The 14,722-nt window shown below is 55.0% G+C and carries 14 protein-coding genes; 13 read left to right on the top strand and 1 reads right to left on the bottom strand.

Annotated elements, in window-relative coordinates:
* The first annotated feature begins 12 nt into the window (after positions 1-12).
* Positions 13-315 (top strand): ArsR/SmtB family transcription factor, encoded by a 303-nt coding sequence (locus tag PG879_RS00260; protein WP_042079286.1) that lies wholly within the window; start codon positions 13-15, stop codon positions 313-315.
* A 49-nt stretch (positions 316-364) separates the two neighbouring features.
* Here PG879_RS00260 and rpsT read toward each other — a convergent pair whose 3' ends face one another.
* Positions 365-628, bottom strand: coding sequence for a 30S ribosomal protein S20 (gene rpsT / locus PG879_RS00255; protein ID WP_005308808.1), 264 nt, complete (start codon positions 626-628; stop codon positions 365-367).
* 191 nt (positions 629-819) lie between these two features.
* Between rpsT and murJ the strand changes: the two genes are divergently transcribed.
* From murJ to tapY2, 12 genes are all read left to right on the top strand, one after another.
* Positions 820-2,382, top strand: coding sequence for a murein biosynthesis integral membrane protein MurJ (murJ, locus tag PG879_RS00250; RefSeq protein WP_103859170.1), 1,563 nt, complete (start codon positions 820-822; stop codon positions 2,380-2,382).
* Between the two features lie 119 nt (positions 2,383-2,501).
* Complete coding sequence (gene ribF / locus PG879_RS00245) at positions 2,502-3,476, top strand: bifunctional riboflavin kinase/FAD synthetase (protein WP_103859169.1); 975 nt, start codon at positions 2,502-2,504, stop codon at positions 3,474-3,476.
* Positions 3,476-6,337 (top strand): isoleucine--tRNA ligase, encoded by a 2,862-nt coding sequence (gene ileS, locus PG879_RS00240; protein ID WP_210600304.1) that lies wholly within the window; start codon positions 3,476-3,478, stop codon positions 6,335-6,337. The genes ribF and ileS overlap by 1 nt, the downstream gene beginning before the upstream one ends.
* A complete protein-coding gene (gene lspA, locus PG879_RS00235) occupies positions 6,337-6,852 on the top strand; it encodes a signal peptidase II (RefSeq protein WP_042079282.1) in 516 nt (171 codons plus the stop codon). Before ileS ends, lspA begins: the two co-directional genes overlap by 1 nt.
* Entirely contained in the window at positions 6,849-7,301 is a 453-nt protein-coding gene (gene fkpB, locus PG879_RS00230) for an FKBP-type peptidyl-prolyl cis-trans isomerase (RefSeq protein WP_042079281.1), read from the top strand. The genes lspA and fkpB overlap by 4 nt, the downstream gene beginning before the upstream one ends.
* Complete coding sequence (gene ispH, locus PG879_RS00225) at positions 7,301-8,236, top strand: 4-hydroxy-3-methylbut-2-enyl diphosphate reductase (RefSeq protein WP_039039990.1); 936 nt, start codon at positions 7,301-7,303, stop codon at positions 8,234-8,236. Before fkpB ends, ispH begins: the two co-directional genes overlap by 1 nt.
* 110 nt (positions 8,237-8,346) lie before the next feature.
* Positions 8,347-8,751, top strand: coding sequence for a type IV pilin protein (locus PG879_RS00220; RefSeq protein ID WP_102949170.1), 405 nt, complete (start codon positions 8,347-8,349; stop codon positions 8,749-8,751).
* A 2-nt stretch (positions 8,752-8,753) separates the two neighbouring features.
* Entirely contained in the window at positions 8,754-9,323 is a 570-nt protein-coding gene (pilV, locus tag PG879_RS00215; protein WP_102949171.1) for a type IV pilus modification protein PilV, read from the top strand.
* Positions 9,320-10,315, top strand: a complete 996-nt coding sequence (locus tag PG879_RS00210; protein WP_210600306.1) for a PilW family protein — start codon at positions 9,320-9,322, stop codon at positions 10,313-10,315. Before pilV ends, PG879_RS00210 begins: the two co-directional genes overlap by 4 nt.
* Positions 10,312-10,749: a type IVa pilus pseudopilin TppD gene (tppD, locus tag PG879_RS00205; protein WP_102949173.1), complete on the top strand. Its 438-nt coding sequence runs from the start codon at positions 10,312-10,314 to the stop codon at positions 10,747-10,749. The genes PG879_RS00210 and tppD overlap by 4 nt, the downstream gene beginning before the upstream one ends.
* Before the next feature lie 10 nt (positions 10,750-10,759).
* Complete coding sequence (locus PG879_RS00200; RefSeq protein ID WP_210600308.1) at positions 10,760-14,422, top strand: pilus assembly protein; 3,663 nt, start codon at positions 10,760-10,762, stop codon at positions 14,420-14,422.
* The gene (gene tapY2, locus PG879_RS00195) at positions 14,419-14,700 is read left to right on the top strand and encodes a type IVa secretion system protein TapY2 (RefSeq protein ID WP_019445572.1); all 282 of its coding nucleotides are present in this window, start codon (positions 14,419-14,421) and stop codon (positions 14,698-14,700) included. Before PG879_RS00200 ends, tapY2 begins: the two co-directional genes overlap by 4 nt.
* The last annotated feature ends 22 nt before the right edge of the window (positions 14,701-14,722 follow it).

Genomic DNA, 14,722 nt, shown 5'->3' with positions numbered 1-14,722 from the left:
AGAGGGGATGAGATGCAGTTGGAAGAGATGGAGGCGAATGCCGGGCGTGCCGTCACCCTGCTCAAGGCGCTGGCCAACGAGCGGCGACTGTTCATTCTGTGTCAGTTGCTGGAGCGGGAGTTGTCGGTGGGGGAACTCAATGAGCGGCTGGGACTGAGTCAGTCGGCCCTGTCACAACATCTGGCCGTGTTGAGGCGCGATGAGCTGGTGGCGACGAGGAAGGAGGCCCAGACGGTCTACTATTCCCTGCGCAGCCTTGAGGTACGCGAGATGATCGGATTGTTGCACAGGCTGTATTGCAGCGAGCCCAAATAAAAAACCGGCACTAAGGCCGGTTTTTTCAGCTTTCATCAGCGGATGCTGATTAAGCCATGGCTTTGATCTGGGCAGACAGGCGGCTCTTGTGACGAGCAGCTTTGTTCTTGTGGATCAGGCCTTTGGTCGCCATACGATCCATGATCGGCTGAGCAACAGCGAAAGCGGCAGTGGCAGCAGCCTTGTCGCCAGAGGCGATGGCAGCGATCACTTTCTTCAGGTAGGTACGGGTCATGGAACGACGGCTGGCGTTGTGCTGACGACGTTTCTCTGACTGAAGAGCACGCTTCTTAGCAGATTTGATGTTAGCCAAGGTAAAACTCCTAAAACTGTCTTAGCGAGTGTATTGAAAAGGCCCGGAAATATGCCTTCCCAACCACATATTGTCAAATGATTTGTGCAAATAAACACCGCCCCCCGGTGGTGTGTCAGATGGGAGACGGTTAAACTGTCGGCCGATTCTAACAGCATTCTTTTCTTTCCGACAGTTCCAGAGGCCTCGTCTTGAGTAAGAAATTGATCAAATCCGGCATGATAGTGTCCGGAATGACGCTGGCATCCCGTGTGATGGGCTTGGTGCGCGATGTGGTCATCGCGAATCTGCTCGGTGCCGGGGTGGCCGCAGACGTCTTCTTCTTCGCCAATCGCATTCCCAACTTCTTGCGCCGCCTGTTTGCCGAAGGGGCGTTCAACCAGGCCTTCGTCCCCGTGATGACGGAATACAAGAAAAACGGTGACGAGCAGGCGCTGCGCGATCTGCTGGCCGCGGTGGCAGGTACCCTCGGCGGTATCGTCACCGTAGTGACCCTGCTCGGGGTGCTGGGTTCAGGCGTCCTGACGGCCCTGTTCGGATGGGGCTGGTTCTGGGACTGGCTGCACGATGGCCCGGCGGCGGAGAAGTTCGAGCTGGCCAGCCTGATGCTCAAGATCACCTTCCCCTATCTCTGGTTCATCACCTTCACCGCCATGGCGGGAGCCATCCTCAATACCTTCGGGCGCTTCGCGGTTTCGTCGTTCACGCCGGTGTTTCTCAACGTCACTATGATAGGGGCGGCATGGTGGATAGCGCCGTTGCTGGATCGCCCCGAGATCTCGCTGGCCATCGGTGTCTTCCTCGGCGGCCTGGTGCAGTTCCTGTTCCAGTACCCCTTCCTGCGCCAGCTCAACATGCTGGTCTGGCCCAAGTGGGGTTGGCACCATCCCGGGGTGGTGAAGATCCGCACCCTGATGATCCCCGCCCTGTTCGGTGTCTCGGTCAGCCAGATCAACCTGCTGATCAACACCATGCTGGCCTCCTTCCTGGCCACAGGTGCCATCAGCTACCTCTATTACTCGGACAGGCTGCTGGAGTTTCCCCTCGGCCTCTTTGCCGTGGCCATCAGCACCGTGATCCTGCCGGCCCTGGCCCGCAAGCATGTGGACGCGGATCCGGCGGATTTCTCCCGCACCATGGACTGGGGGGTGCGCATGGTGATGCTGCTGGGCCTGCCCGCCATGGTGGGGATCGCCGTGCTGCGCGAGCCCATACTGCGAGTGCTCTTCATGCGCGGCGAGTTCGGCCTGCACGAGGTGAGCATGTCGAGCGCCAGCTTGCTGGCGTCCACCACAGGCCTGCTCTCCCTGATGCTGATCAAGGTGCTGGCACCGGGCTACTACGCCCGTCAGGACACCAAGACCCCGGTGCGCATCGGCATCATGGCCATGGTGGCCAACATGGTGTGCAACCTCCTCTTCATCTATCCGCTCGGCTACGTGGGGTTGGCGCTGGCGACCGCCTGCTCCGGCACCCTGAACGCGGCCCTGCTGTTCAAGGGGCTCTATCAGCAGAACGTCTACCGCCCCTCCCGCAACACCGGGGTGTTCTGCCTCAAGCTGCTGGCCGCCACTGTGCTGATGGGGGGGCTTCTGGCCTATCTGTCGCCGGACCTCGCCCAGTGGGGCGCCTGGAGCATGGGCAAGGCCAGCCTGGAGCTGACCCTGCTGCTCTGCCTTGGCGGGGCGCTGTACGGGATAGTCCTGCTGGCGCTGGGCATCCGGCCAAGACACCTGAAATCAGATCGCCAATAGGGAGCAACCCCGTCTCCATGGCGTCGGATAGCTGAAATCGGGTCAACGGCAGGGCTGACCCTGCCTGCTGCCTGATATATAATCCGCCGATTTCCATGGCAGCAACGCACAAGGCACTGATGGAGCTTATTCGCGGCATTCACAATATCAAGCCCCGTCACCGGGGCTGTGTATTGACCATAGGCAACTTCGATGGGGTTCATCAGGGGCACCACGCGGTGTTGGCCCGCTTGCAGGAGAAGGCAGCCCAACTTGGCCTGCCCGCCTGCGTCATGTTGTTCGAACCCCAGCCGCTGGAGCTGTTTGCGGGCAGTGCCGCGCCCGCCCGCCTCAGCCGCTGGCGGGAGAAGTACGAAGCCCTCAAGGGAATGCAGATCGATCGCATGCTCTGCGTGCGTTTCACCCATCGTTTTGCCGAGCAGGCGGCCTGCACCTTCATCGAGCAACTGCTGGTGGAGAAACTCGGCGTGCACTATCTGGTGGTCGGCGACGATTTTCGCTTCGGCAAGGGGCGGGAAGGGGACTTCCACCTGCTGGAGGAGGCCGGTCGGCGCTTCGGGTTCGAGGTGATCAGCACCCAGAGTTTCCAGCTTTCCCGCCAGCGGGTCAGCAGCACCCTGGTGCGCGAGGCCCTCAGGGCCGGGCGCATGGCGGAGGTGGAGCTGATGCTCGGTCGCCCCTATGCCATCAGCGGTCGGGTGGCCCACGGCGACAAGCTGGGGCGCACCATAGGTTTTCCCACCGCGAATCTGGCCCTCAAACGCCAGGTTGTCCCGGTCGGTGGCGTGTTTGCGGTGGAAGTGATATGTTCCGGCAAGACTTTCCCCGGTGTCGCCAATGTGGGTGTGCGTCCGACCTTGAGCGGTACACAAGCCAGATTGGAAGTACATCTATTTGATTTTTCTGGTGATCTATATGGTCAGCAGGTCAAGGTGCTGCTTCGCCACAAGCTGCGCGAAGAGCAGAAATTTGACTCTTTCACCGCCTTGAAAGAGCAGATCGAACGAGATGCCCTGGCGGCCCGAGCCTGGTTCGGGCTGCCACAATTTCATTTACCCAGCACTCTTTTAGAAAAGAAGGGAACCCAGGACTGATGAGCGACTATAAACACACCCTGAATCTGCCGGAAACCGAGTTTCCGATGCGTGGCGATCTGGCCAAACGCGAACCCAACATGTTGAAACGTTGGTACGATCAGGATCTTTACGGCGCCATTCGCCGCGCCAAAGCGGGTAAGCCTTCTTTCATTCTGCACGATGGCCCCCCCTATGCGAACGGCAGCATTCACATCGGTCACTCGGTCAACAAGATCCTCAAAGACATCATCATCAAGTCCAAAGGCCTTTCTGGCTTCGATTCCCCCTATGTGCCGGGCTGGGATTGCCACGGTCTGCCCATCGAGCTGAAAGTGGAAGGCATGGTCGGCAAGCCGGGCGAGAAGGTTTCCGCCGCCGAGTTCCGAGCCGAGTGCCGCAAATACGCCAAGACCCAGATCGAAGCGCAGAAGACCGACTTCATCCGTCTGGGCGTGCTGGGTGACTGGGAACACCCCTACCTGACCATGGATTTTGGCACCGAAGCCAACATCATCCGCTCCATGGCCAAGATCGTTGAAAACGGCCACCTGCACAAAGGCTCCAAGCCGGTGCACTGGTGTACCGATTGCGGCTCCGCGCTTGCTGAGGCCGAAGTGGAGTACTACGACAAAAATTCCCCCTCCATCGACGTGCGCTTCAAGGCCGTCGACGAGGCTGCCGTCGCCGCCAAGTTTGACTGCGCCGAAGGCCACACCGGCAAGGGCGTGATCTCTGCCGTGATCTGGACCACCACCCCCTGGACCCTGCCGGCCAACCGCGCCATCGCCATGCACGCCGATCTGGACTACGCCCTGGTGCAGGTGGAGGGCGAGCATCCCGAGCGCCTGATCCTGGCCGCCGAGCTGGTCAAGGACGTGATGGACAGGGCCGGCATCGAGAAGTTCCACAACCTGGGCTACGCCAAGGGCGCGGCGCTCGAGCTGCTGCGCTTCAATCACCCCTTCTACCACTTCGATGTGCCCGTGGTGCTGGGTGACCATGTCACCCTGGACGCCGGTACCGGCGCCGTGCACACCGCCCCTGGCCACGGTCAGGAAGACTTCGTGGTCGGTCAGAAGTACGGCCTGGAAGTGGCCAACCCGGTGGGCAGCAACGGCGTCTATCTGCCGGATACCGAGCTGTTTGCCGGCCAGCACGTGTTTAAGGCCAACGCCTCCGTGGTCGAGGTGCTGACCGAGCGCGGCGCCCTGCTTCACCACAAGGTGTTCAACCACTCCTACCCGCACTGCTGGCGCCACAAGACCCCGATCATCTTCCGTGCCACCCCGCAGTGGTTCATCAGCATGGAGCAGAAGGGTCTGCGCAAGCGTGCCCTCGAAGAGATCGAGCGCATCGAGAAAGAGGGCATTGCCCAGCACGGCCAGAGCGGCTGGGTGCCGGCCTGGGGCAAGAACCGCATTCAGGCCATGGTCGAGAATCGTCCCGACTGGTGCATCTCCCGTCAGCGTACCTGGGGCGTGCCCATCTCCCTGTTCGTTCACAAGGATACCCAGGAGCTGCACCCGGATTCCGTCCGCCTGATGGAAGAGGTGGCCAAGCGGGTCGAGCAGTCCGGCATCCAGGCCTGGTGGGATCTGGACAAGGCCGAACTGCTGGGAGCCGACGCCGACCTGTACGACAAGGTGCCCGACACCCTGGACGTCTGGTTCGACTCCGGCTCCACCCATGCCTCCGTGGTCGATGCCCGTCCCGAATTCAACGGCAAGCCAGCCGACATGTATCTGGAAGGTTCCGACCAGCACCGTGGCTGGTTCATGTCGTCGCTCATGATCGGCGTGGCCATGAAAGACAAGGCCCCCTACAACCAGGTGCTGACTCACGGTTTCACCGTGGATGGCCAGGGTCGCAAGATGTCCAAGTCCATCGGCAACGTGGTCAGCCCGCAGGACGTGATGAACAAGCTGGGTGCCGACATCCTGCGTCTGTGGGTCGCCAGCACCGACTACACCGGCGAGATGACCGTCTCCGACGAGATCCTCAAGCGCTCGGCCGACGCCTATCGTCGCATCCGCAACACCGCCCGCTTCCTGCTGGCCAACCTGAACGGCTTCAATCCGGCGACCGACATGGTGGCGCCTGCCGACATGGTGGTGGTGGATCGCTGGGCCGTGGGCCGTGCCAAGGCGGTACAGGCCGAGATCGTGACTGCGTTCGACGAGTACAACTTCCACGGCGTGACCCAGAAGCTGATGCAGTTCTGCTCCATCGAGATGGGTTCCTTCTATCTGGACGTCATCAAGGACCGTCAGTACACCGCCAAGGCTGACAGCCTGGCCCGTCGCTCCTGCCAGACCGCCCTCTATCATATCGCCGAGGCCATGGTGCGCTGGATGGCGCCCATCATGAGCTTCACCGCCGACGAGATCTGGGCGCTGCTGCCAGGTGAGCGTGGCGAATTCGTCTTCACCGAGGAGTGGTACGACGGCCTGTTCGGGCTGGAAGCGGGCGAAGTGCTGAACGACGAGTTCTGGGCCGAGATCCTCGCCGTGCGCGGTGAAGTGAACAAGGCGCTGGAAGTGGCTCGTGGCGAGAAGCGCATCGGTGGCTCCCTGCAGGCCGATCTGACCCTGTTCGCCAAGCCGGAACTGGCTGCCCGCCTGAACGCCCTGGCCGATGAGCTGCGCTTCGTGCTGCTCACCTCCAAGGCCAGGGTGGTCAGCGCCGATGCCGCCCCGGCAGACGCCGTGGCGACCGAGCGAGACGACCTGTGGCTGAGCGTGGCCCAGTCAGCCGCCGCCAAGTGCGACCGCTGCTGGCACCATGTGGAAGACGTGGGCACCATAGCCGGTCACGAAGAGATCTGTGGCCGCTGTGTCACCAACGTCGAGGGTGACGGCGAAACGCGTCAATTTGCCTGATGAACATGACTCAGAACGAGATGAACAACAAAACCGGCCTGCGTTGGCTGTGGCTGGCGGTGCTGGCCTTCGTACTGGACCAGGCGAGCAAGCTCGCCGTGGTCAAGCTGCTGCCGTTTGGCTATCCGGGGGTGGAGATCACCCCCTTCTTCAACCTGGTCCACGTCTACAACAAGGGGGCGGCCTTCAGCTTCCTGGCCGATCAGGGGGGCTGGCAGCGCTGGTTCTTCGCCCTGCTGGCGTTTGCCATCTGCGGCCTGCTGATCCACTGGTTGCGCAAGCAGTCGGTGACCCAGCGCTGGAGCGGTATCGCCTACAGCCTGATCATCGGCGGGGCGCTCGGCAACGTGTTTGACCGGCTGGTGCTGGGCCATGTGGTCGACTTCCTCGACTTCTACTGGCAGCGTGCCCACTGGCCGGCGTTCAACCTGGCGGACAGCTTCATCTTCATCGGTGCCGCCATGATCGTGCTGGATGGCTTCCGTGGCGAGAAAAAACAGGACGCGACCTCATGAGCCAGTCGATTGCTGCGGACAGCAGCGTGCTGTTCCATTTCTCTATCAAACTGGAAGACGGCTCGGTGGCCGACAGCACGGCGCTGCACGGCAAGCCGGCCCGTCTGCGGATGGGAGACGGCAGTCTGACGCCGAGCTTCGAGCAATGCCTGCTGGGGCTGCGCGCAGGGGAGAGCAAGAGCTTCACCCTGGTGCCGGAAGAGGCCTTCGGCCTCTCCAACCCCGATAACATCTACCATCTCGACCGCGCCAAGTTCGGTGCAGATGTAGAGCCCAAGGTAGGTACCATCATACTGTTCGACCAGCCCAACGGCAGCGAGCTGCCCGGGATCATCCGGGCGGTGGAAGGGATGTCGGTTACGGTCGATTTCAACCACCCCCTGGCCGGTCACACCGTCACCTTCGAGGTGGAGATCCTGGGGGTTGATGACGAGGAGAAGGTGCACTGATGGATATTCTGCTGGCTAACCCCCGTGGCTTCTGTGCCGGTGTCGACCGGGCCATCAGCATCGTCGAGAGCGCGCTGGAGAAGTTCGGTGCCCCCATCTATGTCCGCCATGAGGTGGTGCACAACCGCTACGTGGTGAACAAGCTCAAGGAGGCGGGCGCCGTCTTTGTGGAGGAGCTGGATGAGGTGCCGGATGACAGCATCGTCATCTTCTCTGCTCACGGTGTCGCCAAGGTCGTGCGCGAGATGGCCAAATCCCGCGCCCTCAAGGTGTTCGATGCCACCTGTCCGCTGGTGACCAAGGTGCACATGGAGGTCCATCGCGCCAGTCGCAAGGGCTCCGAAGCCGTGCTCATCGGCCATGCCGGCCACCCCGAGGTGATCGGCACCATGGGACAGTACGAGAACAGTGAGGGGGGCATGTATCTGGTGGAGACACCGGAAGACGTGGCCAAACTCAAAGTGAAGAACCCGGACGATCTCTGTTTCGTCACCCAGACCACCCTGAGCGTGGACGAGACCTCGGATGTCATCGATGCGTTGCGTGCGCACTTCCCCAAGATCCAGGGGCCGCGCAAGGATGACATCTGCTATGCCACCCAGAACCGCCAGGATGCCGTGCGGGAGATGGCCGGGCTGGTGGACGCCATGCTGGTGGTGGGGTCGCGCAACTCTTCCAACTCCAACCGTCTGCGGGAGCTGGCCGAGAAGGTGGGCGCCAAGGCCTACCTCATCGACGATGCCTCCATGATTGAGCCGCAATGGCTGGACGGGGTTGCCCGTATCGGTGTCACGGCGGGTGCGTCAGCCCCCGATGTGCTTGTTCAGAATGTCATTGCCCGTCTGCGCGAGCTGGGAGGCAAGATAGTGACCGAGCATCCTGGCCGGGAAGAGAATGTGGTGTTTGAAGTGCCGCCCGAGCTTAGAATTATTTGAATGTGGCCAGGATGGCCTGAGAATAAAGAGTTATGTTCCTGATGCCGGATTTGTCGTTGCGACCTATCCGGCATTAGACTATACGAACCGCCAGTCACCAAGGATGGGATATGATTGGGTTCTATCGAGGCTTTTCTCTCATTGAATTGATGATTGTCGTCGCCATCGTGGCGATTCTTGGCACCATCGCTTATCCCTCCTATCAGCAATATGTGCTGACCAGTCATCGTGTCGAAGCCAAGAGCATGCTGCTCAATGCAGCCAATCGGCAAGAAACCTATTTTATGGATTTCAATCAGTATGCATCCTCTGCTGCTGCTCTTGGTATCAGTAGTGCATCTGAAAATGGCCTGTATCAATTATCCATTGCCGTATCAGGCAACACCTACACCTTGTCAGCCAGTGCTGGCGCGGCGACGGCCCAAGCCAAAGATACCGATTGCACGGTGTTTTCGATTAATCAGTTGGGCGTCAAAAGTGCCTCTGGTGCAGCTAGCAATAGCTGTTGGGAATAGCCATGGCCATTCATGTTTCATCACATGAGAGAGGATTCAGCCTGCTGGAGGTGATGATCACCGCAGTCATCCTGTCACTGGGGCTGCTTGGTCTGGTTGCTTTGCAAACCCATTCCAAATTTGCCAGTTATGAAGCTCGTCAGCGTACTATCGCCAGCTGGTTGGCTAACGATATGGTTGAACGAGTACGAATAAATCGCGATAGCTGGACCGCATCCGGTGCAGTAACCGTTAATCTTGCCGCCAACTTGCCACGCCCGACATGCGCCGCTGCAGATGGCACAATCAGTGCGTGCAGTGCTGCAGATTTACGTAATGCCGACCTTCACTACTGGCAACAAGCCTTGCTTGGGGCCAGTGTTTCGGGGGCGGCATCTTCCTTGATTTCACCGATAGGCTGCGTGGTGCGGCGGGCCAATAATGTATTGGCTGTCGGGATATTCTGGGCTGGCAAGCAAGAGATATCTGATGGGGGGGCTGCTGCTGCCGCAGCAACGCTGATCAATGAGTGTCAACTCTCGACAGCAAATAATCTTTCGAGGCGCCAGTTTATTCTGACGACGACTTTATGATCTCTCGCGGTTTCACGCTGGTAGAGTGGCTGGTCGCTATGCTGCTCGGTCTATTTTTGTTGGCGGGGGTATTCACTGTTTTTGTGATGTCTCGCTCCAGCTCTGAAGATGCCTTTGATCAAAGTGAATTACAGGAGAATGGTCGGCTGGCCATTCGGCTGATTAGCCAAGATATCAAATGGGCTGGTTTTTTTGGGGCTTATACCGGCCAGTCAACACAAGTTGGTTCTTCTCTGAGCCTCAGTGCTGGCAGCATTGTTCCTGCCAGTAGCGATTGCCTGGATGAGCGCTCTGTCGGTAGTTTGCCATCAAATGCTGGTCCCATCAGGGGGCTATGGGTAAGCCGGGTATCAACCACCAAAGGATTGGCTGGATTCGCTTGTATTCTCGCTGCTGATCGGGTGGAAAACTCGGATGTTATCAGTATCAAGCGACTGGTAGGGCGTCCTATACCAGCATCAGAGGGATTGGATACAAACCGCTTTTATATGGCATCCAATAGTCAGGAGGCGAGAATCATCAAGGGAAGTGAAACCCGACCACTCTTTGGTGCCAATAATGAGAGCCAGATCTGGGAATACCAGCACTATATTTATTACCTGTCACAAGAAGATGGTGTTCCTGTTTTACGCAAGCGCTATTTGACCGTCAATGGTGGTTCTGCTCTGATTGGTGGCGCTATGGCCGAAGGCGTTGAACATATGGTGCTGATGTATGGTGTTGACGACTCCTTGATCCCTGATGGGCGCATAGACAGATATATATCAACGGACCAAATGACAACACAGCGCTGGAATGAAGGGCGAGTATTGGGGGCTCGGCTTTTCTTGCTGATTAGAGCTGCTCGGGAGTCAAGTCGCTATAAGAATAACAATAGCTATCAACTCGGTAATATCACGGTTGATGGTGGTGGTGATGGTTATCGCCGTCTGCTCTTGGAAAGCAGTATTGCATTACGCAATCAACAAATAACCACCCGAGGTGGAACATGAGATTGGTTAAAAAAAACCAGGGTGTAGCATTAATTGTTGCACTGGTTATTCTGGTTCCCTTGACTCTGATTGCAGTAGTCGTCATGCAATCCAGTGGTATGAGTCTGAAGATGGCGGGTTCTAGTGCCAGTTTGCAACGAGTGGAGCACGAAGTTGAAGGTACTCTGGAGTCTGCATTGAGTGATACTTCTCTCTCAACACAAATTGCAACACAGGCTATTGGGGTTTCAGCTGCAATAGGCACTACTACTCCAGCTACAACCCTGACAGTCAATACAGAAAGTGTATGTAAACGCAAATTTGAAGCCAGTAGCCAGAATGTAACGCCAGCTTGTCGTTATGCTGAAGCCACCACATCCAGTGCTTATGGCAAGGTGAATAGCCAAATGACCTTTACTGCCGGGGTAGAACAACCCTTGCTCAGTGCCAATTAGGGAGCCAGTAATGAACATAAGGAACTGTTTATTAACAAGCTTGCTGGTATTGTGTTGCGGAATATCAGGGACATCTTTAGCTGTAGGCACTGGCTATTCCGATGATACCGAGTTGTTTATTTATGACTTTGCCAAGGCGGGGGACTTCCGCCCTAAGGTGCTCTTTATTTTCGATAACTCGGGGAGTATGAAAAATACAACCGAAGTTGCTAAAGAGCCTTATGACTCATCGATAAGTTATCCATCATTGGCTAATGATCCAGATGTTAATAATAGTATTCGCTTCATCTATTTCTCCAGTGATGGAAAAGTTCCCACTATCAACAGTACCAAACGTTTTAGTGAGAATTTAAATGCATGTGCGACATCTAAAGGCCCTCTAAATAATGTGGGCCGATTTCAGTCACGAGTGTGGGGATATGAAATATATGATAAAAATAGAAAGGGGCGTTGGCGTTCTCTAAATGATTTTGATATTTACAGTATAATAATTGCAGATTGCCAGCAAGATATTGATGAGAAAAACGCAAACAATCAATATTCAGGTCCATATTCAACATATATTGTTGATGGTTATCCCGTTGACAAGCCAAATCGCACAACGGGAAGCTGGTTTTACACATCAAATGTAGCCAATGCTCTTGCTAGTGGTAGTTCTACCCAGATCTCATTATTTACGGCAAATTATGTCCGTTGGTATTACGGTAGTACAGGTGTGTCAACACAAACTCGATTGAAAGTTGCTCAGGATGCAGTCAAAGAACTGGTTTTGGCTACGCCAGCTGTCGATTTTGGTCTGGCTGTTTTTAACTACAATGATGGCAATGAACCAGGTAGTAGAAATGGCGGAAGAATAATCCGCAATATTGTAGGTAACGATGCCATCCTCACCTCTGGTAAAAGCGGTGCGCAGGATTTGATTGACAAGGTAAATAGTTTGAGCTCTGACACTTGGACTCCCTTATGTGAAACACTATATGAATCATATAGATACTTTGGCGGTTTGGGGGTGTACTTTGGTGACGATGATGTAAATCGTACTCCAAAGCGGGATAGCAATGCTGAAGTAACATCGGGTATATATAAAACCCCCTATGATAAATGTTCCAATAATGGTTATATCATCTATATGACAGATGGTGAACCAACCAATGATAAAGCAGCAGATTCCCTTGTCGCCAACCTGATCAGCACGTTATCTACAGAGGATAAGGTTGCTTATGGCGGCTTGGTTAGTTATGGGTCTTCTGGTGAAAAAAGCTATCTTGCTGCACTTGCCGGATATATGAAAAACAATGATGTAAACACCTCGGCTATAGGCAAACAAACAGTCACAACATTCACCGTGGGTTTTGGAGATGAAGCAATTAAGGGGGCCGGTGCATTATTGGCAGAGACCGCTCGTCGTGGTGGGGGTAAATACTATCCAGCAACCGATGCAACCCAACTTAACGAAGCATTAAAATCATCATTGCTAGCTATCTTGAAAATGAATACCTCGTTGGTCTCTCCCGCCATTACCACTAATAACTTTGACCGTACTCGCAGTCTGAATAATATTTATTATGCAATGTTTGAGCCTGGTTCTGGTCCACGATGGAAGGGCAATCTTAAAAAGCTGGTTCTGAATCCAGATAAGGGTTATGTAGTCGATCAGAGTGGCTTACCTGCGATATCCAGTGATGGAACAATTCTTGAGTCAGCAAGAACCTATTGGTCATCCACCAGTGATAGTAACAAGGTTGCCGAGGGTGGGGTACAAGAGATGCTGGCAGCTAAAACCAATCGCAATCTTTATATTATTCCCCCTTCCACTAATACATTAACTCCCTTTAGCCAGTCTGCTCTTGAGGGTATGGCAGGCGGGGCGACGCAGCTACGCACTGTCATGAAACTTGATAGTGCTGATAGCATGGATGACCTGCTTAATTGGACCAAGGGTATTGATGCGTTTGATGAGAATCAGGATGGTGATAGAACAGATAATCGGGAGCATATTCTTGGTGACCCGTTGCATTCACGGCCATTAGTGATCAACTACGGTTGTACAAAGTCGACAGGACAGACTACATGTACACCTGACTTGCGCATTGTGATGGGAAGTAATGCCGGCTTCTTGCATATGTTTAAAGACAGCGGCACCACGGTTGATGAAAGCTGGGCCGTTATGCCCTATCAATTTATTGCCAGTCAGAAAGCGCTGCGAGAAAACCTGGATTCATCGGCTCATCTATATGGTGTAGATTCATCGCCCACTGTGCTGGTCAATGAGCAAGTCAAAGATGGTCATATCAAGTCGTCACAAGGTGACAAAGTGTGGTTATTTACCGGGTTGCGCGGTGGTGGCAAGGCCTATTATGCGTTGAATATATCCGATCCGGACTCCCCTTCGCTTATGTGGCGGTTGGATAAAAACAGCGCCGGTTTCAGCAACCTGGGTGAAACCTGGTCGATCCCCGAGGTTGCGTTTATTCCCGGTTATTACACAGAAACCAATGGTAAAAAAACCTATAAGCCAGTCCTGATATTCTCTGGAGGTTATGATCAGGCCAAGAGCTATTTGGGCCAGGGGGCTGAAGACAGTGAAGGGTTGGGTATTTATATCGTGGATGCTGAGGCCGGCACGCTGTTGTTCAGCTTTACCCCAGATGCGGCCAGTGCAACCAACAAACAAGTTGCAGGCATGGTTTATAGCATGCCTGGCTCTGTCTCCGTGCTGGATAGTGATGGAGATGGTATTTCAGACCGAATCTATGCAGGAGATACCGGTGGCCAGATCTGGCGCATCGACATGAAGGGGACAGAAAAATCCAAATGGACGGCCATCAAATTTGCCAGTTTGGGTAATGCCCATATAAGTGAGGGTGATAAGAAACTGGCAGACGACCGTCGCTTCTTTACTCAGCCCTTATTGGTGCGCACCATCAATAAAGGTTGGAAGTATGATGGTACAAATTATCTTTACAGTGAGCGTCCATTTGATGCCGTATTGATAGGCAGTGGTGATAGAAATCGTCCTTCCTCAGAAGCGACAACCCAAAATGTGTATGTGATGCTACGTGACTACAATGTTAATCCAACCTTGTTTGGGACAACGTCTGAACCAGCGGTGCCATCAAGTATCACACTGAACGATCTCTACGATGTGACCAGTGATCCCTTTACGGGTTTGAATGAAGAGCAGATTGTAAACACCACCAAGGCGTTGACCAGCAAGTTGGGATGGAAATTCTGGCTCAATGAAAGCGGTGAAAAATCAATGGGGGCTGGTTTGGTGTTGCAAGGCAAGCTTTATTTCACCTCCTTCTTACCTCAGGTACAGGACTTCCAACAATGTACGATTCAATCGATCGGTGCCATGCGCCAATATATGATTGATATGCACTATGGCACTTCGTTCAAATATGTACTGGATAGCAACAATCAGGAAGTTATTCAGCGTTACGTAGAGGTGCAAAATAAGGTTGCTGATGATCTGGTTATTCATGGTGGGGATGATGGCCGGATCAGGATTATAGGTGGTGCTCCGGGCAAGGAGGTCATCCTCAAAGATGATGGGAAGGGAGAGCCTGAGCGCTGTACCGGTGAAGGAGAATGCTCACAAGGTGCGGAAGAGGCAAAAATGGATATGTCCCCCAAGAAAATCTATCTCTATGAAGGAGAACAGGGATGAAACGCATGCTGCTCTGGTGTGTGGGCTTACCCTTGTTGGTTCATGCTCAAACGGAAGACATGAAATGTTATGTCACTCTGGAAGGTGGCGTGCAGATGGTGTTGCAGCAACCGGTTGCTGATACGAGCAAGGCAAATCTGGTCAGGGTGTTTAAACAGAAAGGTTATGAGATTGATGGGGTGGTGCATCTTGTCACAGAGGTAATCGAGTGCGTTCCTTTGGCGGCTACCTTTTCGCTGGCTGATGCAAAAAAACAAGATGAAATCCAACCCAGATAACGTTGGTTATTGAGTAGGGTAA

Source organism: Aeromonas sp. QDB63 (assembly GCF_027707425.1).
Classification (GTDB): Bacteria; Pseudomonadota; Gammaproteobacteria; order Enterobacterales; family Aeromonadaceae; genus Aeromonas; species Aeromonas caviae.
The sequence above is the reverse complement of the archived record's forward strand: the minus strand, read 5'-3'. Positions and strand labels throughout refer to the sequence as shown.